Origin of the sequence: Nocardioides sp. TF02-7 (assembly GCF_022437945.1) — a bacterium.
GTDB lineage: Bacteria > Actinomycetota > Actinomycetes > Propionibacteriales > Nocardioidaceae > Nocardioides.
The window spans coordinates 2,856,699-2,882,968 of sequence record NZ_CP092535.1; the positions used below are offsets into that span (position 1 = coordinate 2,856,699).

Here is a 26,270-nt window from a genome sequence, read left to right on the forward strand (position 1 = left end):
AGGCGTGGCGCGGCGCGTGCTCCGGGTGCTCGTCGTGCTCGTGCTCGTGGTGGCGATCGTGGTCGCCCTGCTCTGGTGGCAGCAGCGACGGCTGGTCTACTTCCCCGACCCGTCGGAGGTGCCGCCGGCGGCGGACGTCGTCGACGGCGCCCAGGACGTCGAGCTGCACACCGAGGACGGCCTGACGCTGGGCGCCTGGTTCGTGCCCGCGGCGCCGGCGCGCGGTGAGCCCGACCGGCGGACGGCCGTGCTGGTCGCGCCGGGCAACGGCGGCAACCGGGCGGGCCGGGCCGGCTTCGCCGAGCAGCTGCGCCGGTCGGGGTTCGCCGTGCTGCTGCTCGACTACCGCGGCTACGGCGGCAACCCGGGCAGCCCGAGCGAGGAGGGGCTGGCCCTCGACGCCCTCGCCGCCGTCGACGCACTGGCCGACCTCGGCTTCCCGCCGGAGCGGACCATCTACTTCGGCGAGTCCCTCGGCACCGGTGTGGTCGCCGCACTGCAGGCGGTGCGGCCACCGGCCGGCGTGGTGCTGCGCTCACCGTTCACCGAGCTCGCCGACGTCGGCGCCGAGCACTACCCGTGGCTGCCCGTGCGGCTCCTGCTCCGCGACGACTTCCCGGTCTCCGACCACCTCGCCGCGACCGACGTACCGGTGACCGTGGTCTACGGCGACCGCGACAGCGTCGTGCCGACCCGGCTCAGCGAGCAGGTGGCCGACGAGGCGCCGACGCTCTTCGAGCGGGTCGTGATCGAGGGCGCCGACCACAACGACCCGGTCATGTTCGGCCCGCGGGTCGCGCGGGCGGTCGCGCGGCTGGCCGATGCGGTGCGGTGAGCGGGGCTCGCTCGGGGGCGGGGTGGATGGGGTGACTGGGCGTTGAGGTGCGCTCCACCGGCACCAGGTGTCGGTGGAGCGCACCTCAGCTACCCCGGTGGCGCCGCGGCCCCGGTGCACGACCCCATCCAGGTCGCGCCCTGAGCCCGGCGTTGCCAGGATGAGCGGCCACGGGCGACGGGAAGGACGCGGGTGGAGCTGGAGCCGGGCGGTGCAGGCGGGTTCGGCATCCCGTTGACCGAGCACGACGGCGCGCGGCGGGCGCTCATCGAGCCGTCGGAGCACATCGCCGGGCGCGACGTCCCGGAGGCGTGCGTCATCACGTTCTTCGGCGATGTCGTCGACCGCCTCGTGACGCAGAGGGGTGCGCGGGTGCTGGCCGAGAACCGGTGGGAGGACGGGCCGCACCCGCTGCTCGAGGTCGAGCACGACGGTCAGCGGCTGGCGGTCCTCCGGTCGGGGGTGGGTGCGCCGCTGGCGGGTGGGCTGCTCGAGGAGGTGATCGCCACGGGCTGCAGGTACTTCGTCGTCTGCGGTGGCGCCGGCAGCCTCCACGCGGACCTGACGCTCGGGCACGTCGTGGTGGTGTCGTCGGCGCTCCGTGACGAGGGGACGTCCTTCCACTACCTGCCGCCCGGCCGCCGGGTCGAGGCGGACCCCGCCGCCCGGCGTACCCTCGAAGCCGTCCTCACGAGTCGGCAGCTGCCCTTCGTCTCCGGCCTGACCTGGACCACGGACGCGCCCTACCGCGAGACCCCCGGCAAGGTCGCCGCCCGGCGCGCCGAGGGGTGCCTCACGGTCGAGATGGAGGCGGCGGCGCTCGTCGCGATCGCGCGGTTCCGGGGGTCCCGCTCGCCCAGGTCGTCTACTGCGGGGACGACCTGTCCGGCGTCTCGTGGGACCACCGCTCCTGGCAGAGCCGCTCGGACGTCCGGGAGGGCCTGTTCGACGTCGCCGCCACCGCCGCGCTCGCCCTCGCCGCCGAGCGGACCTGACGCTCTGTCCCGTGTCGATGGACCGGCGGCACCGGTGCGCCGTGGTGCCTCCGGGCGGGGCCGGCCGGGACCAAGGTCCCGAATCATCGTCGATGCTGTGGAAAATCCCCCGACCGCATTGCCTCCGGCGCCGCGGCGTGTGTTGATGGTCTCGGACTGTCGGGGGACGGTCCGCAGCAACTGAGGACGATGTGCGATCCGCTCGTCCGCCGCGGGAGTGGATCGAGGGTGTGGGAGACACCGGTCCGCTCCAACAGACCGCGGCAGGGGACGAGGGCGCCATGCTCACCGAACACAGAGAAGCCCTCTCGGGACGAACAGCCATGCACGAGGTCCGCACCGGCCTCGCCGACGAGATCGAACGTCGGTTCCAGCAGGTCCGCAGGTCGGCCGGGTGGCAGTCGCTGCCCGAGCGGAACATCGCCGTGACCACCAACCTGGTCAGGCTGGTCACGGTCGGCGACGCCGACGACTACCGACAGCTCGACCACCTGGTCGAGCGCTACGGCCACGAGCGCGTGGCCGCCATCCAGGACCGGGTCGACGACCTGCTCGGCACGAGCGGCGACCTGCCGGTGCTGACGTCGGCGATCCGCCGGCTCTCGACGCCCGGCCCGGTCGAGTGGCGGCTCCGGGCCGCGGGCCTGGCCCCCGGCGAGGCGAGCCGCGTCGCCGGACGCTGCTACACCCACATGTTCTGGATGCTGCTCGCCGACGTCGTCGACGACGACCCGCCGGTGCTGGTGGCGTCGCCGGCTGCGCTCGAGGACGTGATCGAGCGCGGCAAACGCCCGCCAGTGGCGCGCGGTCGTGGCGCCGCTCGCGAGCAGCCCGTGGGGCCCCGACGGCGAGCGGCTGGTCAGCCTGGCCGGCGCCGCCCACCTGCGCCTCGTCGAGCGCGCCCTCGTCGAGTGCCGCCGCGTCTACCGGCAGCGGGAGGAGGCCCGCGAGCGCAGCGCGATCGCACGCGAGATCCGCCGGATGATCGCCGTGAGCGGGCTCAGCCAGCGCGAGTTCTCGGCGTACGTCGGCACGTCGCCGTCGCGGCTCTCGACCTACGTCACCGGCAAGGTGACGCCGTCGGCGACCATGATGCTGCGCATCAAGGGAGCTGCGCGGATGCTCGCGCAGGAGGCCCAGGAGCAGTCGCAGCAGGCACACGTGGTGCGGTCGGCACCGGTGACGGGCCGCAGCGCCTGAGCGGACTCCGGAGGATCGTCCCTCCGGACCCCCTGCCTCATCCCTGCGACGGTAGCGCAGCCTTCTCGACCGCGGTCGAATGGCGGCCGTCGTCGTGCGAAGGAGGCAGCGGTGGCTGCACGTTCCCGTCTGCTGCTGCTCTGCAGCGCGCTCGTCATGGCCGTCCTGGCGCCGGTCGCCGACCGGGCGGCCGCCGGGCCGGCCGCGAAGCCGAACTTGGTCGTCGCCTCCGTGCAGGCTCCGGCGAAGGTCACGGCCGGTGGCAAGGCGGGCGTGCGCACCAAGATCCGCAACGCCGGCCCCGGCAAGGTGCGCGCGACCACGACGTCGTACCGGCTCTCCACGGACCGCCGGCCCGGCGCCGACCGCGCCCTCCGGCCGAGCCTGCGCACGCCGGCGCTCACGCCGCGGAAGGCGTGGACCGGACGGGTGACGCTCACCGTGCCCGCCGCGGTGGCGCCGGGGACGTACTACGTGATCGCGTGCGCCGACGGCCGGCGCAAGGTGCGCGAGAAGCGGGAGACCGACAACTGCCGGGCGTCGGCCCGGATCGCCGTCGCCGCCCGCCCCACCGCGCCCGCCACGAGCCACGACCTGATCGAGGCCGACGTGCAGGCCGGCCGGATCTCGGCCGAGCAGGGCCTGGTCTACAAGGTCTTCGCCGACTTCCGCGACCCCCGGCTGCCGGCGCGCTACCGCGGTCCGGCGGACGGCCTGGAGCACGGGGCGCTCGTCGACGCCGCCGAGCAGTGGCCGTCGCTCAGCAGGGCCGGGCAGGAGCAGCTCCGCCCGTTCCTCGTCCCGCCGTTCTACGCCGGCAGCCACTGGACGCCGGCGTCCGCCGACCTCACCCGCACCGACGGCCCCGGCGGCACCCACCAGGCTGCGCCGACCGCGGACGAGCCGGTCCTGAGCTCGCCCTGGTGCGCGGGCAGCGACGAGATCCGCACGCCGGCCTTCGAGACCTGGGACTTCGAGGACACCGCGGACGGCAGGTTCCGGATCTGGTGGCTCGCCGACCACCCCGACGACGCGGTGCTCGCCGGCGAGCTGTCGGCCGTGCTCGCCACGGTGCTGCCGGAGCTGGAGAGCCTGATGGGGCGCTCCATCAAGTCCGACGGCGGGGGCCTCTGCGACGGCGGCAGCGACGCGTTCGACATCGCCATCGTCGACGCCGCGACGGCGACGACGTACGGCGACGGCCCGTGCGGGCAGGCCGGCCAGACGGCCCACATGGTCTGGCCGCGCACCAAGCCCGCCGAGTGGCCGGGCATCGAGCCCTACCTCGCCCACGAGGTCATGCACGCCGTCCAGTACGCGATGCCGATGAACGGCAGCTGCGGCGACTACCGCTGGATGATGGAGATGACCGCCGAGTGGGTGCAGGACTACGTGACGGACCCGGCGTACGGGATCGGCCTCGCGCCCGACGACACCGAGCACCTCGCGGCGCCGCTGCTCCTCGACCGGCCGCGGATCTCGCTCGACTCGGAGACGCCGCCCAAGCACGACTACGGCGCCTACCTCTTCACGCAGTGGGCCGTGCGCAAGACGTCGCCCCAATTCGTCGGCGAGGTGTGGGCCAACGCGGCGACGATGAAGCCCAAGCCCGCCCTCGACGCCGCGCTGCCCGGCGACGGCTTCGAGTCGACCTGGGACGAGTTCGCCCTGTCCAACTGGAACCGCGGGCCGATCCGCGACTACAAGGACTGGGACGACCTGACGCTCGGCGCGAAGCCGATCGGCCCGGAGCCGGTCTTCGCCGGCCACCCCCGCAACCCGAGCGTCCACGTCGACCACCTGGCGGCGCAGTACCTCGAGCTCGACATCGACGAGGGCGTGACCGAGCTCGAGGTCGAGAACGACCTCGCCGGCGACGAGCACGCCAAGCTGCGGGCGGTGATCACCTACGACGACGGCAACCACGCGATCGTCGACCTGTCCGACCAGCAGAAGACCGTGCTCTGCATCGACGACGGCGCCCGGCGCGCGGTCTCGGTCGTGCTGATCTTCTCCAACGCCCACCAGACCGACGCGAAGGACTTCGGGCCTTAGCTGCGCGGCTTCGCCTACTGCGGCTGCCCCAACGGGCCGGCCGGCCTCGCAGCCACGGCCACGGCCGCCGCCGACGCGGCCGCGACCTGCACCGGCAACCTGACCTTCAGCTATCGCGAGGAGATCAAGGACTACAACGACGACGGCTCCGTCGAGTCGGAGTCCGTGACCGAGGGCAGCGGCACGCTCGGGATGGGGTTCCTCCCGCCCGAGCCGGACGCGCCGGACATCTGGCCGATGGACCCGGCGTCGACGTACGCCGTCCGGCGCACGCGCCACGGCGAGGTGCACCGGCCGTGCGCGGAGACCAGCGACACCACCCACCAGGGTTCGGGGAACGCTCGGTGAGCTCGCCACCTCCGCCTGGGACGAGCCGGACTCCGAGCGGGTGCTGGTCAACGCGCTGGTCGGCATGCAGACGACGTACGAGCGGGTGCACACCAACTGCGGCGGCACCTTCCCGTCCTCGGGCACCGACGTCCTGGTCGTGCCCTCGTGCCCGGTGATCAACGACGGCGGCAGCTGGTTCTGGGAGTTCGAGCCGACCGCACCGGGCTCGGACACCTACACGTTCGAGTGCAACGACACCGTCGAGTACGAGGACGGTCTCGGGGTGCACAACGCGACGGTGTCGATCTCGGGGACGATCACGCTGCCGTAGCGCGCCGCGGTCCGTGGCCCGGGGCCCCGGCACCGGTACGGTGACCGCGCCGGCACGGTGCGTGTCCGGCGGAGCGCGGGAGGTCGGAGTCGCCGGTGAACGTCACCACCCTGATGGTGGTCGGGCTCTTCGGCCTGATCGGTCTCTCGATGCTCGCCGTTGTCGTCCTCGTCGTGGTGCTCGTCGTGCGGAGCGGGCGGACCAGCTCCGTTGCCGCCCGGTGCTCCGTTGCGGTGGAACGTGATGGTCTTCGGCAACGGCCCGATCGGGCGCGTCGGCGGGACTGCCGGGGCGGACGTCGGGACGCTCGAGATCCGCGACGGCCATCTCGCCTACCAGCCCGACGGCGCCGCGGAGCCCGCGTGGTGGGTGCCGTGCGCGGGCCTGCCGGTCCGGCTGCAGACGGTGGGGCTGCGCGGCCTGCGCACGTTGACGATCCATGCGCCGACCGGCCCGATGCACGTCGCGGTGAGCCGGGGAGCACATCAACCGGGTCGTCGACAACCCGCTCAAGGACCTCCGCGAGGCGCGCTACGCCGCGGAGCTGCACCGGGTGCTGACCGCGCACGGCGCCCGGCCCTGCTGACGCCGGTCGGGAGCTGCTCAGCCCTTCTGCAGCGCCTCCGCGAGCATCACGATGATGCCGCTGGGCCCGCGGACGTAGGTGAGCTTGTAGACGTCCTCGTACGTCGCCACGCCGCGCAGCGGGTGGCAGCCGTGCCGCGCGGCGACGGCCAGGGCCTCGTCGAGGTCGTCGACGGAGAAGGCGACCCGGTGCATGCCGATCTCGTTGGGACGCGTCGGCTCGGTCTCGATCGCCTCGGGGTGGAGGTACTCGAAGAGCTCGAGCCGGCCGTGGCCGTCCGGGGTCTGGAGCATGGCGATCTTGGCGTGGTTGCCGTCGAGTCCGACGGCGGTGTCGGTCCACTCGCCGCTGACGGTGTCACGCCCGAGGACCGTGAGCCCGAGGTCGGTGAAGAAGGCGATCGTCGCCTCGAGGTCGCGGACGGCGATGCCGACGTTCTCCAGCTTGATGGCCATGGGTCGCACGCTACGACACCGGGGCGGCAGGCGCTCGGCCTGCCGCCCCGGGGTCCGGGGCTCGCCCGGGTCAGGCGGCCAGCCGCCGGCGGGCGTCCTGCTGGACGAGGTCCGCGCCGCGCTCGGCGATCATCAGGACCGTCGGGTGGATGTTGCCCGTCATCTGCACCGGCATGACCGACGCGTCGACCACGCGGAGGCCGTCGACGCCGCGCACTCGCAGCTGCGGGTCGACCACGGCCAGGTCGTCGGTGCCGATCCGGGCGGTGCCGGCGTAGTGGAAGCCGGTGTTGGCCGACTCGCGCATGTAGTCGAGGAGGCCCTCGTCGGTGTCGGCGAGCGGCCCGGGCTCCACCTCGCGGATGTCGAGCCCGGCCGGCATGGCGTCCGCGATCCGCTTCGCGATGCGCATGCCCTTCATCAGCACCTGCTGGTCCTCCTCGGAGGACAGGTGGTTGAAGGTGATGTCGGCCGGCGCGGTGGGGTCGGCGGAGGTGATCCGCACGTGGCCGCGGCTCTTCGGCCGCCCCTCGTACATGGCGAGCCGGAACCCGGAGGTGTCCGCCAGGTCCCAGCCCTTGTCGCCGGGCATGAACGGGAGGAAGTGGAGCTGCAGGTCCGGCTCGGCCAGCCCCGGGTCGGTCTTGACGTAGGAGCCGGCGAGGGAGGCGCCGATGGTCAGCGGCCCGGAGCGGTCGCCGGCCAGGTACTTCACGCCGTTGAAGCCCTGCTTGAGCATGCTCCCGACCATCGCGTTGAACGTGTCCTTGCTCGACGTCGTGTACTTCCGGCCGACCTGGATGTGGTCCATCAGGTGCTCACCGATGCCCGGCAGGTCGTGGACGACCTCGATCCCGTGCGCCTTGAGGAGCGCGGCCGGGCCGATGCCCGACAGCTGCAGGAGCTGCGGCGTACGCAGGGCTCCGGTGCTGAGGATCGTCTCCCGGGCCGCGGTCACGGTCAGCTCCTGACCGTCCTTGCGGTAGGCGACCCCGACCGCGCGCCGGCCCTCGAGGACGACCCTCGTCACGAACGCCTCGGTCAGCACGGTGAGGTTCGGGCGCTTGCGCGCCTCCTTGAGGATGGTCTGCGAGGTGGAGGAACGTACGCCGTCGCGGGTGGCGACGTCCCAGTAGCCGGAGCCCTCCGGGCTGCCGGAGTTGAAGTCGACGTGCTTGCCGGTGCCCAGCACCCGCGCCGCGGTGTCGATGTAGGCGTCGGCGAGAGGCGTCTTCCAGCGGGCGTTCTCGACCGCGATCGGGCCGCCGGTGCCGTGCAGGCCGGTGTCGCCGCGATAGCTGTCCTCGTACCGCTTGTGGAAGGGCAGGACGTCGTCCCAGCCCCAGCCCTCGGCGCCCGACTCGACCCAGGCGCGGTAGTCGTCCTTGGTGCCGCGCACGTGGATCAGCCCGTTGATGGCGCCCGAGCCGCCGACGAGCTTGCCGGCGGGCAGCTGGAAGGAGCGGCCCTTGAGGCCGGGTTCGGCCGAGGTCTCGTAGTCCTGCCAGATGTACTTGTCGTTGAACAGGATGAGGCCGAAGCCGAGCGGGATCCGCGACCACGGGCTGCGGTCCTCGGGGGCCGGCCTCGAGCAGGAGGACCTGGTTCTCCGGGTTCTCCGACAGGCGGGACGCGACGATGGAACCGGCCGATCCGGCTCCGGCGACGATGTAGTCGTACTGGCGTGGCAGGTGCTTCATGCCCTTCTCCTTCCGCCGCGAGCGCGTGGCCGCGGCCTTTGTCGAACGGTCTGGTTCGCACTGTCGACGGGGGCCTCGGCGCCGGGGGGAGTCGCTCTCCCCTCCGAGGCGCGTCACCAGGTAGAACGACAGAGATAGTTGGTTTGTTCCAACTAAATGGCGGTAGGGTCGTCGCCATGCCCGACGAAGCGCCCCAGACCGCTGCCGAGGCCGCGGCGGCCCTCGAGCGCGCCGTACCGATGCTGGTGCGCTGGTTCACCCGCAGCGACGTGAAGCGCGCGATGCTCGGCGACGCCGAGCCGACCCTGTCCTGGACCGACGCCTGGCTGCTGGGCCGGATCACCGACACCGGGCCGGTCCGGATCTCGGCGCTCGCGGACTGGCAGGAGGTGGACCGGTCCACGATGACCACCCAGCTCCGGCGGCTCGAGAACCTCGGACTGGTCGAGCGGAGCGGCGACCCGCAGGACGGCCGGGCGGTCCTCGTCCGGGCGACCCGCGCGGGCGTCGCCCGGCACGGGCGCACGAAGCAGACGGCCCGCCGGATCTACCGGGGGCTGCTGGACGACTGGTCGGACGACGACCTGCGGACGGTCGCGGAGGCGGCGCGACGGCTCACGGAGACGCTGGAGCGACCCCGCACCCCGCCCCGGGCCGGCGGGCGAGCGGCTACGGTCGGGCCATGACCTGGCCCCGCGTGGACGGACTGCGTGCCCTGGAGCTCGGGACGCCCGGCGAGCTGCGAGCCCGCCTCAACGGCCTGGTCCTGGCCGGTCGGAAGCGCGCCACCGCCGGCCTGCTCGGGGAGTACGACGAGGAGGGCGAGGCCCTCGAGCACCCGGGGGAGCGGCTGGCGCTCCTCGACGACGCCGGCGCCCGGATCGCCACCGTCGAGGTCACCTCGGTCGAGACCGTCCGCTTCGCCGACGTGCCGTGGGAGTTCGCCGCGGCCGAGGGGGAGGGCGACCGCGACCTCGAGGAGTGGCGCGCCGGCCACCGGCGGTTCTGGGCGGCGGAGGGCACGGCGGTGACCGATGACACCGAGGTCGTGCTCGTGCGCTTCGAGCTGGCCTGACGGCCTCGGGGCGGGGATGGCGCCCGCACGAGGCGTTCACGGTCGAGGACGAGAGGTGCTCGGGCTCGGCGCCAGAGCCCTCGGCGTGAACCCTGCTGCTATGGGCGGCATGGTTGGGCGTTTCGCCCTGACACGCATGCGCCGATTTCGCTGGTCGCGCATGGCCCTTACTCAGTGCCAAGATCGTCATCGGGCATCTCGAAGGAGCGGAGAGCCTCCGGTTCGTAGTCGTCACTGACGGGCAGTCCCAGGGCCATGAGCGCTGCTCGCGAGGGCAGCTGGTCATCGAAAATCCCGAAGGGGCGCGTTCGTTCTTCGTCTCTCCACAGACCACCTTCGAGGTCGCCACTCCTCAGCAGGCGCTGCACCGTCTCTTGATCCAACCCGCTGGCGCGGCAGAAGTCTTCGATCAGCAGCACGCCGCGCGCGTGGAGGAGTGGTTCGTCGCCCGGCTCGTCACCCATGGCGGCAGCATGACACCTGGGTCCGCTCCTCGCCATGACCGCACGATGAGCGGGCTTGCACGCTATGCCCTCAGCGCGGCAGATGAGTGCGTCTCGGTCCCACCGCTGCGAGTTCGGCAAGCAACGAGGCCGCAGGTGCACGTTTCGGCAACCAGCCAGGGCCGTCGCCCGTGGAAGCTGCCCGCCTGACTGACGCGACCACCCAGCCTGCGACTGCTTCCGCGTCCGACGGGTGCCGTCCCCGCGTCAGCGGGCGGTGACCACCGATTCGGCTCCGTCGAGCATCCGCGTTGCCCATTCGACTGCCTTGTTGGCTTCCGCTTTCGCAATGGACGCGGACTGGTATTGCGACTTGGTCTTGAGCTTCAGAAGCCGGCTGAAGGTAGGAGCGAGGGCCGCTCCTGCCGGCCCGGCGGCCTTCAGTTCTGCCACCGCCTCATTGTGGTTGTCGGCCTTGCGCGTAGTACCTGTCAGGCGGAGGCAGATGGCGTCCTTGGAGTTGATCCCGGAGATCACAGCGTCTGATGTAGCCGCGTTGAACAGTTCGACGTCGAGGTTGAACTGGGCGGCCTGGAGGAACTCTCTGGCCTTGGCGAGGTGTGCGCGTGCATCTTCGAGCGCACTCATCGCCTGACCGCTTTCCGGAGAAGTGTTCGCACATCTGGGCCGAACAGGTTGATCGCATCTGCATATAGGTCCGACGCGAGGCGGTCCTTGCGAACGGCGGCCGCCTCGAGCTCGTCGAGGGTGAGCTCGAGGACTTCGCAGTGGTTTCCCGACCAGGCAGCTACCTTCGACATCAGCGCATCGACTTGTCCGTGCCAGGCATCCTGTGGCTCCTTGTCGTCGTCGGTCGCGCGACGGACCACGAGCACGTCGATGTCACTGTCGGGCCCAGCATCACCTCGAGCGGCGGATCCGAACAGGCAGGCGGCCAGCGGCGGGTGGGCCCACTCCCGGAAGTCGTCGCGGATACGTTCAACCAGCAGGCCCCACATGTTGGCAAGTGCGAGCACTCCCGGAGCGGCCACGTGTTCCCGGTTGAGCCTGTAGAACTTCGCCGGGGGACGGCTTTCGCGGAGAACAACGCCGGCGTCTGCAAGCTCACCGAGGACGGCATTGACGCGTGACTGGCCCACCTTGCCGTTGACAAGCTCGGCGACCTTTCGGCCACTGAGCGGCTCCGCCGTGCGCGCTAGGACTGCAAGGACTGCGCCGTGAGCACTGGGAATGACCGCGCGCATCGGATCTGACAAGTCCAAGATGAGCCTCCTCCGAGACTGAGCACAATACCACTCGCTTGAGCGGCATAGTGCTCATCCTGTACCGTGGTGCAAGGAGCCGGCTTGCACGCTATGCCCTCAGCGCGGCATGAGCGGGCTCGCACGCTCTGCCCTATGTGCGGCATGACCGGAGGTGCCAGGCGGACATTCCACGAGTAGCCTTTGGCGTGAGCCCGCCCAACGCGTCCAAGCCGGTAGGACGCGTCACTGAGCACACGGTTGGTTGCCCGTTCGAGTCGGCCCGGGTCCGAAGAGCCACGGCAGTCGCCGTGGCTCTTGAAAATTCCGCTCATCGAGGCGTCCGCAACTCGGCATGAGCGCGCGCTTCGCACGAGCACGACTACTCAGCTGCGGCGTTTAGTGATGAACAGGTCGCCGTCGGGCAGGCGTCGGTGCTCGTAGTTCGGGTTCTCGATCAGTCGGTGGTGGTAGGCGCACAAGCAGACGCCGTCGTCGATGCTCGTGGACCCGCCGTCCCGCCAGGCGTGGAGGTGGTGGATCTCGCACCACTGCGGTTTCACCCGACAGCCTCGGGCCCGACATCGCTTGTCGCGTCGTCGGATGGCTTTGCGTTGGTGCGGGGTGTGGAGGCGGCGGGTGCGGCCGAGGTCGAGGACCTCGCTGTCGCTGCCGAGGACGACGGGGATGATGCCGGCGTTGCAGGCCAGACGTCGGGCTTCGGCGGCGGTGATGTTCGGTCCGTGTTCGAGATCGGGTTCGACGAGCCCGGCGACACCGAGCTCGGAACGCAGATCCTCCAACGTGATCGTGACGAGGACGGTGGTGGCGTCCCCGCCGTGCTCGGGGAGCCGGTCGGGGTCGAGCCGCTCCAGAAGGGTGCAGAACGCCAGGGCGCGCTTCTTGGGGTAGGGGATCCGGTCGCCTTCGTCGTGACACCCGATGATCTCGGTCCCGTCAGGGAGCTCGGTGGTCGTCGGCTCCAACGGCTCCGCATCGCCGGTTTCGGTCGTCTGGGTCTCGTCCTCGACGGTGTCGGGGCCGCGGTGGCGCGGTGAGGTGAGGGCGTCGAGGTAGGTGTCGAGCCGTTTCGCCGCGGGGGTGGGGATGATTCCGGAGATGCGCGAGGTGCCGTCGCCGAGGTCGCGGATCGAGAGCCGGGACCGTTCCTCGGCGGTGGCTTCTTCCTCGGCCAGCTTCTTCGCGTCCTCTTCGTCGGCGATCTCGGGTGCGACCACGTGCAGGATGTGTCGGCCGAGGATGCGGAGCTGGGTGGGGGCGAACTGGGCGGCGCAGTCGACGAGGGTCTCCTCGGCGTCGGCCTTGACCTGCAGCCCGACCCGTTTGGGCAGGGCGTCGACGGCGCGGACGATCACCCACGCCTGCTCCTCACTCACCCGGCCGTCGGCGAACGCCGCCGCTACGACGGGGAACCGGTCGTCCAACGCCTTCGCGAGCCGTTGGTCGGCCCGGGCGTCGCGCAGGTCGGCGTTCACCTCGTGCGCCAACCACGACGCCACGTCCGCGGCGGCGTTCTCGCTGGCCACGTCGGACGAGGCAGCCATCACTTTCAGCCGCAGCGCCTTGACCTGGTTCTCCACCGCGTGGAGCTTCGTGATCACCCGGGCCTTGGCGTCGGTGGTCATGAAGGTCGCCTCAAGCTCGGCGGCGTCGTTCACGGTCTCCGCGAGGAGTCGTGCGCACGCCTCGACCGGATGCGTCCCAGGGGGAGCACCGGTGGTGGGCGGGCCTTCGAACATGCTCCTATCGAAGCACCAGCCGCCCGCCAAGAATCCCGCTCAACCACGAGGGTTGTGGAGAACTTCGGCCCAAGAACCGCCTGTGGACGACAAGTGGGCTTTCTCTCGGCTGCGCCGCTTCGATCGCGTTCAGCGAGCCCGGTCGGAACCATCGCCCCACGCTGCGGCAGCGCCGACGAGGCGACGAAACCGTCGGCGGCGACGCGTACTGTTCGCCAGGTGAATGCGCGATGAGCAAGGAAGCAGCAGTGCGGGGCGATGCGAGAGGCCCGCTACAACAAGAGGGCGGCGACGTCGACCACCGCCCCGACGCCGGCCAGGCCGGCCGTACGACCCGCGAAGGCCGCGAAGGCCGCGGACTCCGGCGCAAGTGGCCCGGCCCCGTCGACCAGCGGCGCACTGTGCGGACACCGTTCGATGAACGGACGCACGTGCACCCGCGAGTTGGGCCACGCGGCGAAGACTCACCGCTACTCCCTAGCGACTCGCCTTCTGCGTGCGGTCGCGGCGCGCGACCGCGTCCTGGATGACCTCGACGAGCTGGTCGCGGGTCGGGCCGGGGGCGTACGGCGCCCGCCAGCCCGTCTCGTAGACCGCCCGGGCGAGCGGCTCGGCCGGTTGGAGGCAGCTCGGGAGCGCGGCCATGGCGAAGTAGGGGCCGGCGTACTCCCCGATCGCGGGGTCGGCCTGGGCCGCCTCGCAGATCCGCTCGCTGGACAGCGGCCGGGTGAGGTCGAGCTCGACGCCCTGCCAGCGCGCCACGGCCTCGGTGTCGATGGCGATGTGGTCCTCGACCCACGGCCGCACCTGCTCGTCGCACCACGCGCCGAACGGTGCGGAGACCGCGCCCGGGTCGGCGCCGTCGTCGAGCAGCTCGAGGAGGGCGTCGACCTGCGTGAAAGGCCATCGCGAGGCCGCGACCGCGGGTGGGCGTCGTGGTCGCCACGACGTCGCCGACCGAGACCAGCCCGGCGAGGCCGCGCTGGGGCCGGTAGACGTTGCGCAGCGCGCCGCCCACCATGACCGCGCTGGTCGGCCGCGCCCGGTCGGGATCGGTCCACGCGGCGAGCGCGGGGACGGCACGGCACGCCTCGTCGAAGACGGCGTCGAACCGGAGCGGCTTGAGCGCGTCGTCCGCGGTCGGGCAGACGAACAGCACCGAGAAGTGCCCGGCCTCGTGCAGGAACAGCAGCACCTGGTAGCCGTCGTAGCTGCTGAAGCTGCCGAGCGGGTTGTCCATCGGACCCGGCTCGGCGTCGGGCAAGAGCTGGTAGGTGCGGTCGACGTAGGCCAGCCCGCACTAGCCCCTCCAGCTCCGGGTCGGTCGTCCGGTCGATCCGGCTCGAGCGGCCGGAGGCGTCGACGACGAGGTCCGCCGGCAGCAGAACGTGGTCGACCACCGCGCCCGTCACCCGGCCGTCGTCGGTGAGCAGCGCGTCGATGTGTCCCGTGCGGAGGGTGAGGTCGGCTGCGTCCACGGCGGCGGTGCGGAGTGCTCGCTCCATGACCGAACGCCGCGACCGGTTGCCGATCGTCATGTCGCCGATCGTCATCGGCTCCGCGCCGGCGGCCAGCCACGCGTCGTACGCCGTCGGCCATCGCCGCTGCAGCACGTCGGCCACCTGTGGCCGGAACCCGTGCGCGTGCTCGAACTGCATGACCCCGCGTCGCCGCCAGGTGCCGTCCGTTGTCGGCCCGGGATCGCGGTCCACCGACACGACCTCGTGCCCGCGCTCCGCCAGCGTCGCGCCGGTCAGCAACCCGGTCGGTCCGGAGCCCAGGACGAGGACCCTCATTCGATCCACGGTCCGCCTCGCGGGGCGGGGTGTCAACGCGTTTCCGGCCCGGAGTCGACCGCTCGCAGCGGCCGCCGTCGTGCCGCGCTCAGGCGGCGCGCAGGATCTCGTTGGTGAACCAGCTCCCGAGCCGGCCGCCTCGATCGCGGCTGCTGACCACGATCCCGACCTCGAGGTCGAGCGCCATGTCCACGCCGTCCGGCAGCTCGCCGGGCGACGCCGTCCAGTCGTCGCCGTACTCGAGCCGCTGCGAGGCCTCGGAGAAGACCAGCGGGCAGCAGGAGCAGATCGGGTCATAGCCGGTCACCGCCCTGGCGACGAACGTCACCACCGGCCGACCGAAGAGCTCCTCGCGGCGTACGTCGCTGATCACGACGCCCTCGGTCAGCTCGTACGGATCGAGCATCGCCGACCACTGGTAGTTGGTCGGATACGGCTCGAGCGGCCGCACCGTCCACGACGACGGAGGCGCGCCACGCTCGTGGATCCGCTGGCCGTCCGACAGCCGTACGCCGTCGAGCTCGCCATGCCGCAGCGTGACCCGCAGCTCGAGGTCGTCCGAGCGGTGCACCAGCTCGAGCTCACGCCACCGCTCGGGCGCTGAGCCCGCCAGCCGGCGCACCTCCTCGGGCTTCACGCGCGCAACGCTAGGCGGTCTCGTTCCGCGTCGTACACCAGGTTTCGTTCTCCGGCAGCGCATCGGCGGGGGGATGTCCGACCCACCGGCTATGCGAAGGGAGGCCCGTGCTGCGGGCGATCTATGTCTGCAGCCGTTCGGCGAGGCGCACGGCGGCGTCGATCTCGGTGCGCCGAATGGAGACGCTCTCGACGTTGAATCCGTACGGCGCGCCGAGGCGGCGGCAGAAGCTCGCCAGCTCCCGGGCGGCGGCCAAGCAGTGATCGAACGAGGACGACAGCGGATCGTCGGATCGTTCGAGCTCGTTGCGCATCCAGCGCGGGATGTCGACCCCGAGCCATTCCAGGAACGCCAGGGTCTTCAGCGAGCCGCAGACGGAGAGCGTGAAGATCACCGGAGCTGGTTCTTGATCGGCGTCGATACAGGCGTAGTGGTAGTCCGAGACCATGCTCATCGCTGCGGGTGCGTCGTAGACCACCTGAGTCACGAAGTAGGACGCGCCGTCACGCTGTTTGCGCAGCATCCGGTCGTGCTCCACCCCGGTGCTCGAGTGTCGCTCCGGTATCGCGACGGCGCCCAACGGCAGCTCGGGTCGCGTGTTCCGCCAGAGATCCTGAGCCTCGGGGAGAGTGGTCAGTACCTGCTTGGAGCTCGAGGACGCACCCACGAACACAGTTCGCACCCGCTGGGGATCCTGTCCAGCAAGCCAGGCCTCGAGGTCGCTCTTGGCGTACTTGCCGACGCAGCGGTAGACGACGACCGGGCGATCCCAGTCGACAAGGTGCTGGGTATGGAAGTCGCCGGCGTCCTGTGTTGGCAGATAGGGAAAAAGGACGCTCGGCAGGGTTCCGATCGCTCTCGTCGTCGATGTCATAGACGACAAGAGCGTCGAGGTTCAGGTGGCGGAGCCGGTCAATGGTGACCTGGGCGATCCGATGAGCCTCTTCAGAAGACGTCGAGGCGCGCGGGGGCGTGATGCTGAACATGAGCAGTTCGCGCCCTTGCGACGAATCCATCGCCTGCCTCCTGCCAACGTCGTCGCGGTGAACCATACGCACCGCGTCCTGCTCAGCCGCACGGCCGATTGCGGACCGGCGGTGAAGTGACGCAGGTCCGAAGTGCCTTGCAGCCGGTGGTCGGCTGCGCGTGGCTAGGCTGCGGCCATGTCGATGGACCACACCGACGCGGTGTTCTTCGAGGACGACAAGGCGTTCGAGGCGTGGCTCGTCGACAACGCGTCGACCGCCTCGCACGTCTGGATGCGGATGGCCAAGAAGGGCACTGGAGTCACGTCGATCGACTGGACGACGGCCGTGGACGTGGCGCTCTGCTTCGGCTGGATCGACGGCATCGCCCGGCGAATCGACGACGAGTGGTACGTGCAGCGGTTCACCCCCCGGCGCGCCAGGGAGCGTCTGGTCGAAGATCAACCGCGAGCGCATCGAGCGCCTCGCCGCTGAGGGGCGGATGCGCCCCGCCGGCCTGGCCGAGGTCGAAAGGGCGAAAGCAGACGGCCGCTGGGACGCCGCCTATGACAGCCCGGCCACAGCATCGGTGCCCGACGACCTCGCCGCCGCCCTGGCTGCGCGCGACCTCACCGACGTCTACGCCGCGCTAGACGGCCGCAACCGCTACGCCTTCCTGAACCGCATCCAGACCGCGGTACGCCCGGAGACCCGCGCCCGCCGCATCGAGCAACTCACCGACGCCCTCGCTCGGGGGCAAGACCCCGTACCCGGCGCCGACGAAGAAGTAAGGCACCTAGAAGTCGCCGCCGAGCCAGGCGTCCACGCTGACCAAGGGCTGCGTGCGCTCGCGGCGAAGTGACGCCGTTCCCGGACCAGCGTCCCGCCGCTCCCTACCCCGCCGACCGCACCCGAATCCCGGAGAGCGGCACAGTCACAGCCCCCGACGGGTCGGTGAAGAAGTCGTTCCCCTTGTCGTCCACGACGATGAAGGCGGGGAAGTCCTCGACCTCGATCTTCCAGACGGCTTCCATGCCGAGCTCGGGATACTCCAGGACCTCCACCGACTTGATGCAGTCCTGGGCGAGGCGGGCGGCGGGGCCGCCGATGGAGCCGAGGTAGAAGCCGCCGTGCTCGGCGCAGGCGTCGGTGACCTGCTTGCTGCGGTTGCCCTTGGCGAGCATGACCATGGAGCCGCCGGCGGCCTGGAAGGACTCGACGTAGGAGTCCATGCGGCCGGCGGTGGTGGGGCCGAAGGAGCCGGAGGCGAAGCCGTCGGGGGTCTTGGCGGGGCCGGCGTAGTAGACGGGGTGGTCCATCATGTACTGCGGCATGGGCTCGCCCGCGTCCAGCCGCTCCTGGATCTTCGCGTGGGCGATGTCGCGGGCCACGACCAGGGGGCCGGTCAGGGAGAGCCGGGTCTTCACCGGGTGCTTGGACAGCTCGGCGCGGATCTCGCTCATCGGGCGGTTGAGGTCGATCCGCACGACCTCGCCGCCCTGGATCAGGTCGGCCTCGGTGGTGTCGGGGAGGTACTTCGCCGGGTCGGTCTCGAGCTGCTCGAGGAACACGCCGTCGGCCGTGATCTTCCCGAGCGCCTGCCGGTCGGCGGAGCACGACACCGCGATCGCCACCGGGCAGGAGGCGCCGTGGCGGGGGAGGCGCACGACGCGGACGTCGTGGCAGAAGTACTTGCCGCCGAACTGGGCGCCGATCCCGAAGCCCTGCGTCAGCTTGAAGACCTCCTCCTCCAGCTGGAGGTCGCGGAACCCGTGCGCCGCCATCGAGCCCTCGATCGGCAGGCCGTCGAGGTAGTGCGCGGAGGCGTACTTCGCCGTCTTGAGCGCGAACTCCGCGCTGGTGCCGCCGATCACCACCGCAAGGTGGTACGGCGGGCACGCGGCCGTGCCGAGGGAGCGGATCTTCTCGTCGAGGAAGGTCAGCATCCGCTTGGGGTTGAGGATCGCCTTCGTCTCCTGGAACAGGAACGACTTGTTGGCCGAGCCGCCGCCCTTGGCCATGAAGAGGAACTTGTACTCCGGCGCCGCGCCCGCCGGCTGCGGCGTCGAGTAGATCTCGACCTGCGCCGGGAGGTTGCTCCCGGTGTTCTTCTCCTCGTACGTCGTCAGCGGTGCGAGCTGGCTGTAGCGCAGGTTGAGCCGCGTGTAGGCGTCGTAGACGCCCCGGCTGATCGCCTCACCGTCGTCGGCGCCGGTCAGCACGCCCTCCGACTTCTTGCCCATCACGATCGCGGTGCCGGTGTCCTGGCACATCGGGGAGCACGCCGCCGGCTGAGATGTTGACGTTCTTGAGCAGGTCGAGCGCCACGAACCGGTCGTTGCCCGACGCCTCCGGGTCGTCGATGATCCGCCGCAGCTGGGCCAGGTGGGCCGGCCGCAGGTAGTGGCTGATGTCGTGCATCGCCTCCGCCGTCAGCCGCCGCAGCGCCTCCGGCTCGACCTGGAGGAACGTGCGGCCCCCCGCCTCGAACGTCGACACGCCCTCCGTCGTCACCAGCCGGTACGGCGTCCGGTCCGTGCCGGTCGGGAGGAGGTCGGAGTAGAGGAACTCTGCGTCAGCCACGACGACGGAGCGTAGCGTCCCCTCCTCCGACGAGCCGGCTGGGCATCGACCACGTCGTCCTCGCCGCCGACGACCGCGCGCCGGGGGCCGCTCAGTGCTGCTCGGACGCCCGCTCGATGCGCTCGGCGATCCGCTTGATCCGGCGCAGCCGGGCGTCCCACGCCGCGCCGACCTCGGCCAGCTCGGCCGCGGCGCGGCCGAGCTGGACCTCGTCGACCCGGTAGCGCCGCTCCCGGCCGACCTGGTCGGCGTGGACCAGGCCGGCGCGGTCGAGCACGCCGAGGTGCTTGGCGACGGCCTGCCGGGTCACCGGCAGCTGCGCCCCGAGGCTGGTGGCGGTGCCGCCGCCCTCGGCCAGCAGCAGGTCGAGCATCCGGCGACGGGTCGGGTCGCCGATCGCCGACCACAGCTCGTCGTCGACGGCGGTGGTCACCGGGCCACCCCGGCGGCGTACGTCGTGAGCACGCCCAGGAAGTGGTCCCAGCCGTTGCTGTGGTCGGCGTGCACCTCGCGGGCCTTCGCCTCGGTCCACCCGCGCTGGCGGAAGCCGGACTCCCTGAACGAGAGCCGGGTGCCGGTGCCGGACGGCTCCAGCTCGAACACCACCAGGTTGGCGGTGCCCAGACCCGGCTCGACCCCGTCCTCGTGGGTCCACCAGAAGGAGAACAACCGAGAGGGCACGGCGTCGGCCACCTGGAACCGGACCCGCTTGCCGCCGGCCTCCAGGTCGCCGAAGCCGAGCCAGCCGGGCTCGCCGGCCGCGAACTCCGCGTCGTCGGCCCACCACTCCCGCACGTGCGCCGGATCGCTGATGACGGTGAACACCACGTCGGGCGACGCCTCGATGTAGAGCGACCGCTCGATGGTGGCGTGCTCCCCGACATCACTGACGGCCATGGCGGTCAGTCTCCCATCCGGTGCGCACACGGTCAGTGCCAGTCGCTGATCGTCACGTCGCGCGGTGAGGGCGCCCCGGTGCCGGTCTCGACCAGCTGCTTGAGGCTCAGCAGGTAGCTGGCCCACTTCGTGCTGCAGTGGTGGAGGAACTCCACCTCCTCGGTCCAGCCGACGTGCCCGAAGTTGACGATGGTGTAGCCGCCGTCGGCCTCGGTGAGCTCGAACTGCGCGCGGGTGCCGCGCCACTCCGCGGGCTCCTCGCCGGTGAACCGCCACACCACCCTCTTGCTCGGCTCGAGCTCCTCGACCTCGAACCGGATCGAGCCGACGAGCTCGCCGGACTCCCCGGCGGAACGTCACCTCGATCTCGCTGCCGACGGTGCCCTCACCGCTGGTCTCGTCGGTCCACCACGCCGCGACGCCCTCCGGCGTCGCGATCGCCCGGTAGACCTCGTCGATCGGCGCGACCGCGCCTACCCGGTGCCAGATGTCGATCATGTCCCTGTCCCTTTCGTGCACCCTTTGGTTTGCACCACGTTAGGCGACCGAGACGGATCGCGCAACCGATGGTTGCGCGACAATCTCCGGAGGAGGCAGAGTGTCGGCGACGAGCCCTACGCTCACCCTCGTGGAGTTCCAGTTCGCCGCGCCGGTGATCGAGTGGCGCGGCCCGGCGCCGTTCTACTACGCCGACATCCCGGTCGACGACAGCGACGACGTCAAGGACGCCGCCAAGGGCCTGGAGTACTGGGGACAGGTGCCCGTCGTCGTCCGGATCGGCGAGACCGAGTTCACGACCGCGCTGTTCCCGAAGGACGGGCGCTACCTGCTGCCGCTCCGCGACGCCGTACGCCGGGCGGAGGGCATCGAGCTCGGCATGGTGGTCGACGTCGAGATGGGTCTCAACCGCGACCGGACCCGCCCCGACGCCCCGCGGCGGAACCTCGGGTAGTGCGCGGAACCGGCCCGCCGCGGGGATAGCGTGGCGCGGTGGCCGACAAGCAGCTCGTCAACTCCTCCCGGGTGCACCTGCGCACGCAGGTGCGCCGGTTCAGCCGGCGCACCAAGCCGGGGATGCTGGTGCTCGACGCGGGCGCCGGCACGTCGCCGTACCGCCGGTTCTTCTCCCACGCCACGTTCGAGACCGCCGACTTCGCGCAGGTCGACAAGGACTACGGCGACCTCGACTACGTCTGCGACCTGACCGACATCCCGGTCGAGGAGGGCCGCTTCGACCGGGTGCTGTTCAACCAGGTGCTCGAGCACCTGCCGGAGCCGGCGAAGGCGCTCGCCGAGCTGCACCGCGTGCTCCGCCCGGGCGGCCTGCTGTTCTGCTCGGTGCCGTTGTTCTACGCCGAGCACGAGCAGCCGCACGACTACTTCCGCTACACCCAGTTCGCGCTGCGCCGGCTGTTCGAGGAGGCGGGCTTCCGCATCGAGCGGATCGACTGGCTCGAGGGCTACTTCGGCACCGTCTCCTACCAGTTCCGCGAGATGAGCCGGCACCTGCCGGCCGACCCGAGGGCGCTGCGCGGGCTCGGGATGAGTCGCGCCGCGGCCCTCCGCGCCGCGCCGACGCTGCGGTTCACGCGGTGGCTGGCCGGCCGCCTCCAGCGGTTCTACGCCGAGCTCGACGTCGACCACAAGTACACGGCCGCCGGCATGCCGAAGAACTACGTCGTGGTGGCGCGCAAGCCCCGCTCCCGGGAGGGGAGGCGGCGTGACCGCCGACGCGTGGGAGGTCGGGCGCCTCGACGTGGCCGGCTACCTGCGCCGGCTCGGCGTACCTGCGCGGGACCCGTCGGCCGACGCCCTCGCCGAGCTGCACGAGGCGCACGTGCGCACGTTCACCTTCGACAACGTCGACGTGCTGCTCGAGCAGCACCCGGGGGTGGGGCTCGACGCCGTCGACGCCAAGTTCGTCGGGCGGGGCCGCGGCGGCTACTGCTTCGAGCACGCCACGATCTTCGCGGCGGCTCTCGAGCGGCTGGGCTACGACGTGACCCGGCGGCTGGGCCGCGTGGGCGACCCTGCGGCGGGGACCCAGCAGGGCCGCACCCACATGACCGTCGAGGTGCGGCTCGACGGGCGGCGCCTGCTCTGCGACCCCGGCTTCGGCATGAGCCTGCTGCGGCCGGCGCCGCTCGCGGACGGCGCCGAGAGCGACCAGCGCGGCTGGCCCTACCGGGTGCGCCGCAACGACACCGGCGGTTGGGAGCTCCACCGGCACCGGGAGGCCGGCTGGGAGCTCACCCACACCACCGACGAGCTGCCCGTTCTGCCGGTCGACGTGGTGATCGGCCACCACTACACGAGCACGTTCCCGGCGTCGCACTTCCGGCACGGGCTGATGCTGACCCGGCACCTGCCGGGGCAGCACGTCTCGCTCACCGGCACCACGATCACCGTACGGCGGCCCGGGCGGGCCACCGAGCACCGCGAGCTCGCCGACGGCGAGCTGCTCGCCCGGGTGCGTGAGCTCGGGGCCGGGCTGACGCCCCAGGAGGAGCAGCGGCTGGTCGACCGGCTCGCCGGGTCGGCACCGTCGGCATAAGCCCGCGGCCTGCCGCGTTGGGTCCAGCATGGAGGCACACGACGCGGTGGTGATCGGGGCGGGCCAGGCCGGCCTGTCCGCGTCGTACCACCTCCGCCGCCTGGGCCTCGACCACGTCGTGCTGGACGCCGACGAGCGCCCCGGCGGGGCGTGGCAGCATCGTTGGGACTCGCTGACGATGGAGGACGTCCACGGCGTCGCCGACCTCCCCGCCGCCCCCGCGCCGGGCGGCTCCCGCGACCGCGCCAACGAGGTGCTGCCGGCGTGGTTCGCCCGCTACGAGCGCGACCACCGGCTGCCCGTGCTGCGGCCGGTGCGGGTCGACCGGGTGACCGACGACGGCGACCTGCTCGTCGTGCACGCCGGTGACCGCACCTGGACCACACGCACCGTCGTCAACGCCACCGGCACCTGGACGCGCCCGTTCGTGCCGCGCTACCCCGGCCAGGAGACGTTCCGCGGCGAGCAGCTGCACACCGTCGACTACCCCGGCGCCGACCACTTCGCCGGCCGGCGGGTCCTCGTCGTCGGTGGCGGAGCCTCGGCCGTCCAGTTCCTGGGCGAGCTGGCGCCGGTGACCGAGACGCTGTGGGTGACCCGGCGCGAGCCGGTGTGGCGCGAGGACTGGACCGAGGACGTCGGCCGGCAGGCGATCTCGTTCGTCGAGGAGCGGGTCCGCCGCGGCCTCCCGCCCGCCAGCGTGGTCAGCGTGACCGGGCTCGCGCTGCGCCCGCAGGAGCGGCTCGCCGAGGAGCTCGGCGCCTACCGGCGGCGGCCGATCTTCGACCGGATCGAGCCGCACGGCGTGCGGTGGGCCGACGGCGCCTACGAGCCGGTCGACGTGATCCTCTGGGCGACCGGCTTCCGGCCCGCCGTCGCCCACCTCGCGCCGCTGCGGCTGCGCAGCGAGCACGGCGGCATCGCGCTGGTCCGGCAGGGGGCCGACGTGCAGACCGCGGTCACCGCGGCCGCCGACCCGCGGGTGCAGCTCGTGGGCTACGGCCCCTCGGCCAGCACGATCGGCGCCAACCGGGCCGGTCGCGCTGCCGCGCTCGCCGTACGCCGTCTGCTCACCGAGCCCGACGCCGTCGCGGCCGCCGGCTGACCAGCACCGGCAGCGCTACAGGATAAGTACTGGCGCTCGGGCGCCCGGCCCGGTTCTACTGAACCTCGGTCCCCCTGGAGGGGCGGACCGGAGGGGGAGTGCGGCCATGACCGACTACGGACAGTTCTGTCCGGTCAGCAAGGCGATGGAGGTGCTCGACGAGCGCTGGACCATGCTGGTGGTGCGGGAGCTGCTGATGGGCAGCACCAGGTTCAACCAGCTGCGCCGCGGCGTGCCGCGGATGTCGCCGGCGCTGCTGTCGAAGCGGCTGCGCCGCCTCGAGCGGGCCGGGCTCCTCGTCCGGTTCGGCAGCGGCACCCGCACGTCGTACCAGCTGACCGAGGCGGGCCGGGCGCTCGGCCCGGTGGTGGACGCGATCGCCGCGTGGGGGACGAGCTGGCTCGACCTGCGCGACGACGACCTCGACCCGCAGTTCCTGTTCTTCCACATCAGCCGGTCGGTGCCGGCCGAGCGGTGGCCGGTGGCCCGCACCGTCGTGCGGTTCGTGGCGACCGACGCCCGCCCACGGTCGGCGCAGTGGTGGCTGGTCGCGCACCGGGGCGAGGTCGACCTGTGCGACTTCGACCCCGGCTACGAGGTCGACGCCCACGTGACCTCCGACCTGCGCACGCTGTCGCTGCTGTGGCGCGGCGACCTGCGCTGGGAGCGCACCGTCCGCGACGGCGCCGTGCGCGTCGACGCGCCGGCGGCCGTGCGCCAGGCCCTGCCCGACTGGCTGGGCCACTCCGTGCTGGAGCCGGCCCCGGCCGGCTGACCCGGCCGGGGCCCGCCGCTCAGCCGGCGGCCGGCTCCGCGACCCGCGGCTCGGGGATCGTGCCGGCGTTCTCGCGGTCGACGGTGAGGTTCTCGCCCGTCGCCGGGTCGAACAGGTGCATCTTGCTGGAGTCGACCCAGATCTCGGCGTTCTCGCCCTCCCGGATCTGGCTGGCGCCGTCGAGCGAGATCACCAGCTGGGTGCGCAGCGACTCGCCGTCGAGGTCCTGCTCGAGCTGGCGCAGCTGCGCCTCGACCCTCCGGCGGCGCCTCGAACGGGATGTAGGCGTAGGTCTCGTTGCCGAGCCACTCCACGACCTCGACCGGCGCGGTGAACGTCGAGCCGCCGGTGTCGCCGCGGCCGGTGCGGCTGACGATCGAGGCGTCCTCGAAGTGCTCGGGGCGGATGCCCGCCATCAGCAGGCCCTTGCCCTCGGCGGCTCGCGCCTTGTCGGCCGGCAGCTCGACCTCGCCGAACGGCAGCTTCGCACGGTTGCCCGACACCTCGCACGGCAGGAAGTTCATCGGCGGCGAGCCGATGAATCCGGCGACGAACAGGTTGCCCGGGTTCTCGTAGAGCTCCCGCGGCGTCGCCAGCTGCTGCAGGAGGCCCCGCTTGAGCACGGCGACCCGGTCGCCGAGCGTCATCGCCTCGGTCTGGTCGTGGGTGACGTAGACCGTGGTGATGCCGAGCCGCTTCCTGCAGCCGCGCGATCTCGGTGCGCATCTGCCCGCGCAGCTTGGCGTCGAGGTTCGACAGCGGCTCGTCGAAGAGGAACGCGTCGGCCTGCCGGACGATCGCGCGCCCCATCGCCACCCGCTGCCGCTGGCCGCCGGACAGGTTGCCCGGCTTGCGGTCCAGGTGCTCGGTGAGCTCCAGCGTGTCCGCCGCCTCCTTGACGAGCCGGTCGACCTCGGCGCTCGGCATCTTCGCCAGCCGGAGCGGGAACGCGATGTTCTCGTAGACGCTCAGGTGCGGGTAGAGCGCGTAGTTCTGGAACACCATCGCCAGGTTGCGGTCGCGAGGCGCGAGGTCGTTGACGCGCCGGTCGCCGATGATCATGTCGCCGGAGGTGATGTCCTCCAGGCCGACGATCATCCGCAGCAGCGTCGACTTCCCGCAGCCGGAGGGACCGACGAGGATCATGAACTCGCCGTCGGCGATGTCGATCGAGACGTCGTTGACCGCGGGGAAGCCGTCGCCGTACTGCTTGACGATGTTCTTCAGCGTGATGGCAGCCATGTCGGTGGCACCCCTATCCCTTCACTGCGCCGGAGGTGAGGCCGGCGACGATCTTGCGCTGGAAAAATGAGGACGATGACGATGATCGGGATCGTCGCGATCACGGCTGCCGCCGCGAGCAGCGAGGCCGGTCGGTTGAACGGGTCGGAGCCGACGAAGAACGCCAGGGACGCGGGGATCGGCCGCGCCGCCTCGGTCGACGTCAGCGAGATGCCGAAGACGAAGTCGTTCCACGCGAAGAAGAACGTCAGGATCGCCGCGGTGAACACGCCGGGGGCCGCGAGCGGCACGATCACCCGCCGGAACGCCTGCCACGACGTGGCGCCGTCGACCTGGGCCGCCTGCTCCATCTCCCACGGGATCTCGCGGAAGAACGCGGACAGCGTCCAGATCGCCAGCGGCAGCGTGAACGACATGTAGGGGATGATCAGGCCCGGCCAGGTGTCGTAGATCCCGAACGTGCGCCACATGTCGAAGAGCGGTCCGACGAGCGACACGACCGGGAACATGGCGATGGCGAGGCTCAGCGAGAGCACCAGCCGCTTGCCCTTGAACTCGAGCCGGGCGATGGCGTACGCCGCGAGCGTCGCGACGATCACCGAGAGCAGCGTGGCGATCAGGCTGATGCCGATCGAGTTGAGGATCGCCCGGCGGAACTGGTCGTTGTCCCACACCGCCGTGTAGTTCTC

29 protein-coding genes and 3 pseudogenes are annotated in these 26,270 nt (G+C 71.6%); 16 read left to right on the forward strand and 16 right to left on the reverse strand.

Going from position 1 to position 26,270, the window contains the following annotated elements:
- Positions 1-16: 16 nt before the first annotated feature.
- The 6 genes from MF408_RS14685 to MF408_RS14710 all read left to right on the forward strand — a co-directional run bounded on the left by MF408_RS14685 (position 17) and on the right by MF408_RS14710 (position 5,746).
- Positions 17-835 carry an alpha/beta hydrolase gene (locus tag MF408_RS14685; protein ID WP_240248323.1) on the forward strand — a complete coding sequence of 273 codons (819 nt, stop codon included), beginning with the start codon at positions 17-19 and terminating at the stop codon, positions 833-835.
- Positions 836-1,027: 192 nt separating this feature from the next.
- Positions 1,028-2,014: a nucleoside phosphorylase gene (locus tag MF408_RS14690; RefSeq protein ID WP_240248324.1), complete on the forward strand. Its 987-nt coding sequence runs from the start codon at positions 1,028-1,030 to the stop codon at positions 2,012-2,014.
- A 626-nt stretch (positions 2,015-2,640) separates the two neighbouring features.
- Complete coding sequence (locus MF408_RS14695; RefSeq protein WP_240248325.1) at positions 2,641-3,030, forward strand: helix-turn-helix transcriptional regulator; 390 nt, start codon at positions 2,641-2,643, stop codon at positions 3,028-3,030.
- Between the two features lie 111 nt (positions 3,031-3,141).
- The gene (locus tag MF408_RS14700) at positions 3,142-5,085 is read left to right on the forward strand and encodes a CARDB domain-containing protein (protein WP_240248326.1); all 1,944 of its coding nucleotides are present in this window, start codon (positions 3,142-3,144) and stop codon (positions 5,083-5,085) included.
- Positions 5,086-5,250: 165 nt separating this feature from the next.
- A complete protein-coding gene (locus MF408_RS14705; RefSeq protein WP_240248327.1) occupies positions 5,251-5,433 on the forward strand; it encodes a hypothetical protein in 183 nt (60 codons plus the stop codon).
- A 40-nt stretch (positions 5,434-5,473) separates the two neighbouring features.
- Positions 5,474-5,746, forward strand: coding sequence for a hypothetical protein (locus MF408_RS14710; RefSeq protein ID WP_240248328.1), 273 nt, complete (start codon positions 5,474-5,476; stop codon positions 5,744-5,746).
- A 603-nt stretch (positions 5,747-6,349) separates the two neighbouring features.
- Here the strand turns inward: MF408_RS14710 and MF408_RS14715 are convergent.
- Both MF408_RS14715 and MF408_RS25575 read right to left on the reverse strand, forming a co-directional pair.
- Positions 6,350-6,787, reverse strand: coding sequence for a VOC family protein (locus MF408_RS14715; RefSeq protein ID WP_240248329.1), 438 nt, complete (start codon positions 6,785-6,787; stop codon positions 6,350-6,352).
- A 70-nt stretch (positions 6,788-6,857) separates the two neighbouring features.
- A complete protein-coding gene (locus tag MF408_RS25575; RefSeq protein ID WP_345893951.1) occupies positions 6,858-8,339 on the reverse strand; it encodes a GMC family oxidoreductase N-terminal domain-containing protein in 1,482 nt (493 codons plus the stop codon).
- Between the two features lie 324 nt (positions 8,340-8,663).
- Between MF408_RS25575 and MF408_RS14730 the strand changes: the two genes are divergently transcribed.
- Both MF408_RS14730 and MF408_RS14735 read left to right on the forward strand, forming a co-directional pair.
- Positions 8,664-9,173 carry a MarR family transcriptional regulator gene (locus MF408_RS14730; protein ID WP_240248330.1) on the forward strand — a complete coding sequence of 170 codons (510 nt, stop codon included), beginning with the start codon at positions 8,664-8,666 and terminating at the stop codon, positions 9,171-9,173.
- A complete protein-coding gene (locus tag MF408_RS14735) occupies positions 9,170-9,562 on the forward strand; it encodes an ASCH domain-containing protein (RefSeq protein WP_240248331.1) in 393 nt (130 codons plus the stop codon). The genes MF408_RS14730 and MF408_RS14735 overlap by 4 nt, the downstream gene beginning before the upstream one ends.
- Before the next feature lie 167 nt (positions 9,563-9,729).
- Here MF408_RS14735 and MF408_RS14740 read toward each other — a convergent pair whose 3' ends face one another.
- The 8 genes from MF408_RS14740 to MF408_RS14775 all read right to left on the reverse strand — a co-directional run bounded on the left by MF408_RS14740 (position 9,730) and on the right by MF408_RS14775 (position 16,334).
- The gene (locus MF408_RS14740; protein ID WP_240248332.1) at positions 9,730-10,026 is read right to left on the reverse strand and encodes a hypothetical protein; all 297 of its coding nucleotides are present in this window, start codon (positions 10,024-10,026) and stop codon (positions 9,730-9,732) included.
- A gap of 246 nt (positions 10,027-10,272) precedes the next feature.
- Positions 10,273-10,653 (reverse strand): HEPN domain-containing protein, encoded by a 381-nt coding sequence (locus MF408_RS14745; protein ID WP_240248333.1) that lies wholly within the window; start codon positions 10,651-10,653, stop codon positions 10,273-10,275.
- Positions 10,650-11,288 (reverse strand): nucleotidyltransferase domain-containing protein, encoded by a 639-nt coding sequence (locus MF408_RS14750; protein ID WP_240248334.1) that lies wholly within the window; start codon positions 11,286-11,288, stop codon positions 10,650-10,652. Before MF408_RS14750 ends, MF408_RS14745 begins: the two co-directional genes overlap by 4 nt.
- A 365-nt stretch (positions 11,289-11,653) precedes the next feature.
- Positions 11,654-13,027 (reverse strand): HNH endonuclease signature motif containing protein, encoded by a 1,374-nt coding sequence (locus tag MF408_RS14755; protein ID WP_240248335.1) that lies wholly within the window; start codon positions 13,025-13,027, stop codon positions 11,654-11,656.
- Between the two features lie 272 nt (positions 13,028-13,299).
- Positions 13,300-13,464 (reverse strand): hypothetical protein, encoded by a 165-nt coding sequence (locus MF408_RS14760; RefSeq protein ID WP_240248336.1) that lies wholly within the window; start codon positions 13,462-13,464, stop codon positions 13,300-13,302.
- 40 nt (positions 13,465-13,504) lie between these two features.
- Positions 13,505-13,834: a hypothetical protein gene (locus MF408_RS14765; protein WP_240248337.1), complete on the reverse strand. Its 330-nt coding sequence runs from the start codon at positions 13,832-13,834 to the stop codon at positions 13,505-13,507.
- 1,077 nt (positions 13,835-14,911) lie between these two features.
- The gene (locus tag MF408_RS14770) at positions 14,912-15,460 is read right to left on the reverse strand and encodes a hypothetical protein (RefSeq protein WP_240248338.1); all 549 of its coding nucleotides are present in this window, start codon (positions 15,458-15,460) and stop codon (positions 14,912-14,914) included.
- A 121-nt stretch (positions 15,461-15,581) separates the two neighbouring features.
- The gene (locus tag MF408_RS14775) at positions 15,582-16,334 is read right to left on the reverse strand and encodes a methylenetetrahydrofolate reductase (RefSeq protein ID WP_240248339.1); all 753 of its coding nucleotides are present in this window, start codon (positions 16,332-16,334) and stop codon (positions 15,582-15,584) included.
- Between the two features lie 25 nt (positions 16,335-16,359).
- Between MF408_RS14775 and MF408_RS14780 the strand changes: the two genes are divergently transcribed.
- From MF408_RS14780 to MF408_RS14790, 3 genes are read left to right on the forward strand one after another with little or no spacing between them, the layout of a single operon-like run.
- Positions 16,360-16,566 (forward strand): hypothetical protein, encoded by a 207-nt coding sequence (locus tag MF408_RS14780; protein WP_240248340.1) that lies wholly within the window; start codon positions 16,360-16,362, stop codon positions 16,564-16,566.
- Positions 16,567-16,623: 57 nt separating this feature from the next.
- Positions 16,624-16,920 carry a hypothetical protein gene (locus MF408_RS14785; protein WP_240248341.1) on the forward strand — a complete coding sequence of 99 codons (297 nt, stop codon included), beginning with the start codon at positions 16,624-16,626 and terminating at the stop codon, positions 16,918-16,920.
- Between the two features lie 7 nt (positions 16,921-16,927).
- Positions 16,928-17,287 carry a YdeI/OmpD-associated family protein gene (locus MF408_RS14790; RefSeq protein WP_240248342.1) on the forward strand — a complete coding sequence of 120 codons (360 nt, stop codon included), beginning with the start codon at positions 16,928-16,930 and terminating at the stop codon, positions 17,285-17,287.
- A gap of 31 nt (positions 17,288-17,318) precedes the next feature.
- On the opposite strand, the pseudogene MF408_RS14795 reads toward MF408_RS14790, so the two are convergent.
- The 4 genes and pseudogenes from MF408_RS14795 to MF408_RS14810 form a co-directional block, all read right to left on the reverse strand.
- Positions 17,319-19,008, reverse strand: a pseudogene (locus MF408_RS14795) (fumarate hydratase).
- Positions 19,009-19,099: 91 nt separating this feature from the next.
- The gene (locus MF408_RS14800; protein ID WP_240248343.1) at positions 19,100-19,441 is read right to left on the reverse strand and encodes a metalloregulator ArsR/SmtB family transcription factor; all 342 of its coding nucleotides are present in this window, start codon (positions 19,439-19,441) and stop codon (positions 19,100-19,102) included.
- Positions 19,438-19,905 (reverse strand): SRPBCC domain-containing protein, encoded by a 468-nt coding sequence (locus MF408_RS14805; RefSeq protein ID WP_240248344.1) that lies wholly within the window; start codon positions 19,903-19,905, stop codon positions 19,438-19,440. The genes MF408_RS14800 and MF408_RS14805 overlap by 4 nt, the downstream gene beginning before the upstream one ends.
- 32 nt (positions 19,906-19,937) lie before the next feature.
- Entirely contained in the window at positions 19,938-20,186 is a 249-nt protein-coding gene (locus MF408_RS14810) for a hypothetical protein (RefSeq protein WP_345893738.1), read from the reverse strand.
- A gap of 347 nt (positions 20,187-20,533) precedes the next feature.
- Between MF408_RS14810 and MF408_RS14815 the strand changes: the two genes are divergently transcribed.
- The 5 genes and pseudogenes from MF408_RS14815 to MF408_RS14835 all read left to right on the forward strand — a co-directional run bounded on the left by MF408_RS14815 (position 20,534) and on the right by MF408_RS14835 (position 24,339).
- Entirely contained in the window at positions 20,534-20,857 is a 324-nt protein-coding gene (locus MF408_RS14815) for a DUF1905 domain-containing protein (protein ID WP_240248346.1), read from the forward strand.
- A gap of 89 nt (positions 20,858-20,946) precedes the next feature.
- Positions 20,947-21,333 (forward strand): annotated as a pseudogene (locus MF408_RS14820) (class I SAM-dependent methyltransferase); the annotation flags it as partial.
- A gap of 439 nt (positions 21,334-21,772) precedes the next feature.
- Positions 21,773-22,459, forward strand: coding sequence for an arylamine N-acetyltransferase (locus MF408_RS14825; protein WP_240251935.1), 687 nt, complete (start codon positions 21,773-21,775; stop codon positions 22,457-22,459).
- 28 nt (positions 22,460-22,487) lie between these two features.
- Positions 22,488-23,564, forward strand: coding sequence for an NAD(P)-binding domain-containing protein (locus MF408_RS14830; protein ID WP_240248347.1), 1,077 nt, complete (start codon positions 22,488-22,490; stop codon positions 23,562-23,564).
- A gap of 106 nt (positions 23,565-23,670) precedes the next feature.
- Positions 23,671-24,339 carry a helix-turn-helix domain-containing protein gene (locus tag MF408_RS14835; RefSeq protein WP_240248348.1) on the forward strand — a complete coding sequence of 223 codons (669 nt, stop codon included), beginning with the start codon at positions 23,671-23,673 and terminating at the stop codon, positions 24,337-24,339.
- Between the two features lie 109 nt (positions 24,340-24,448).
- Here MF408_RS14835 and ugpC read toward each other — a convergent pair.
- Together ugpC and MF408_RS14850 are read right to left on the reverse strand one after the other, a co-directional pair.
- Positions 24,449-25,581: pseudogene (gene ugpC, locus MF408_RS14845) on the reverse strand (sn-glycerol-3-phosphate ABC transporter ATP-binding protein UgpC); the annotation flags it as partial.
- Entirely contained in the window at positions 25,563-26,255 is a 693-nt protein-coding gene (locus MF408_RS14850) for a carbohydrate ABC transporter permease (protein WP_275693182.1), read from the reverse strand. The gene MF408_RS14850 and the pseudogene ugpC, both read right to left, overlap by 19 nt.
- Positions 26,256-26,270: the final 15 nt, after the last annotated feature.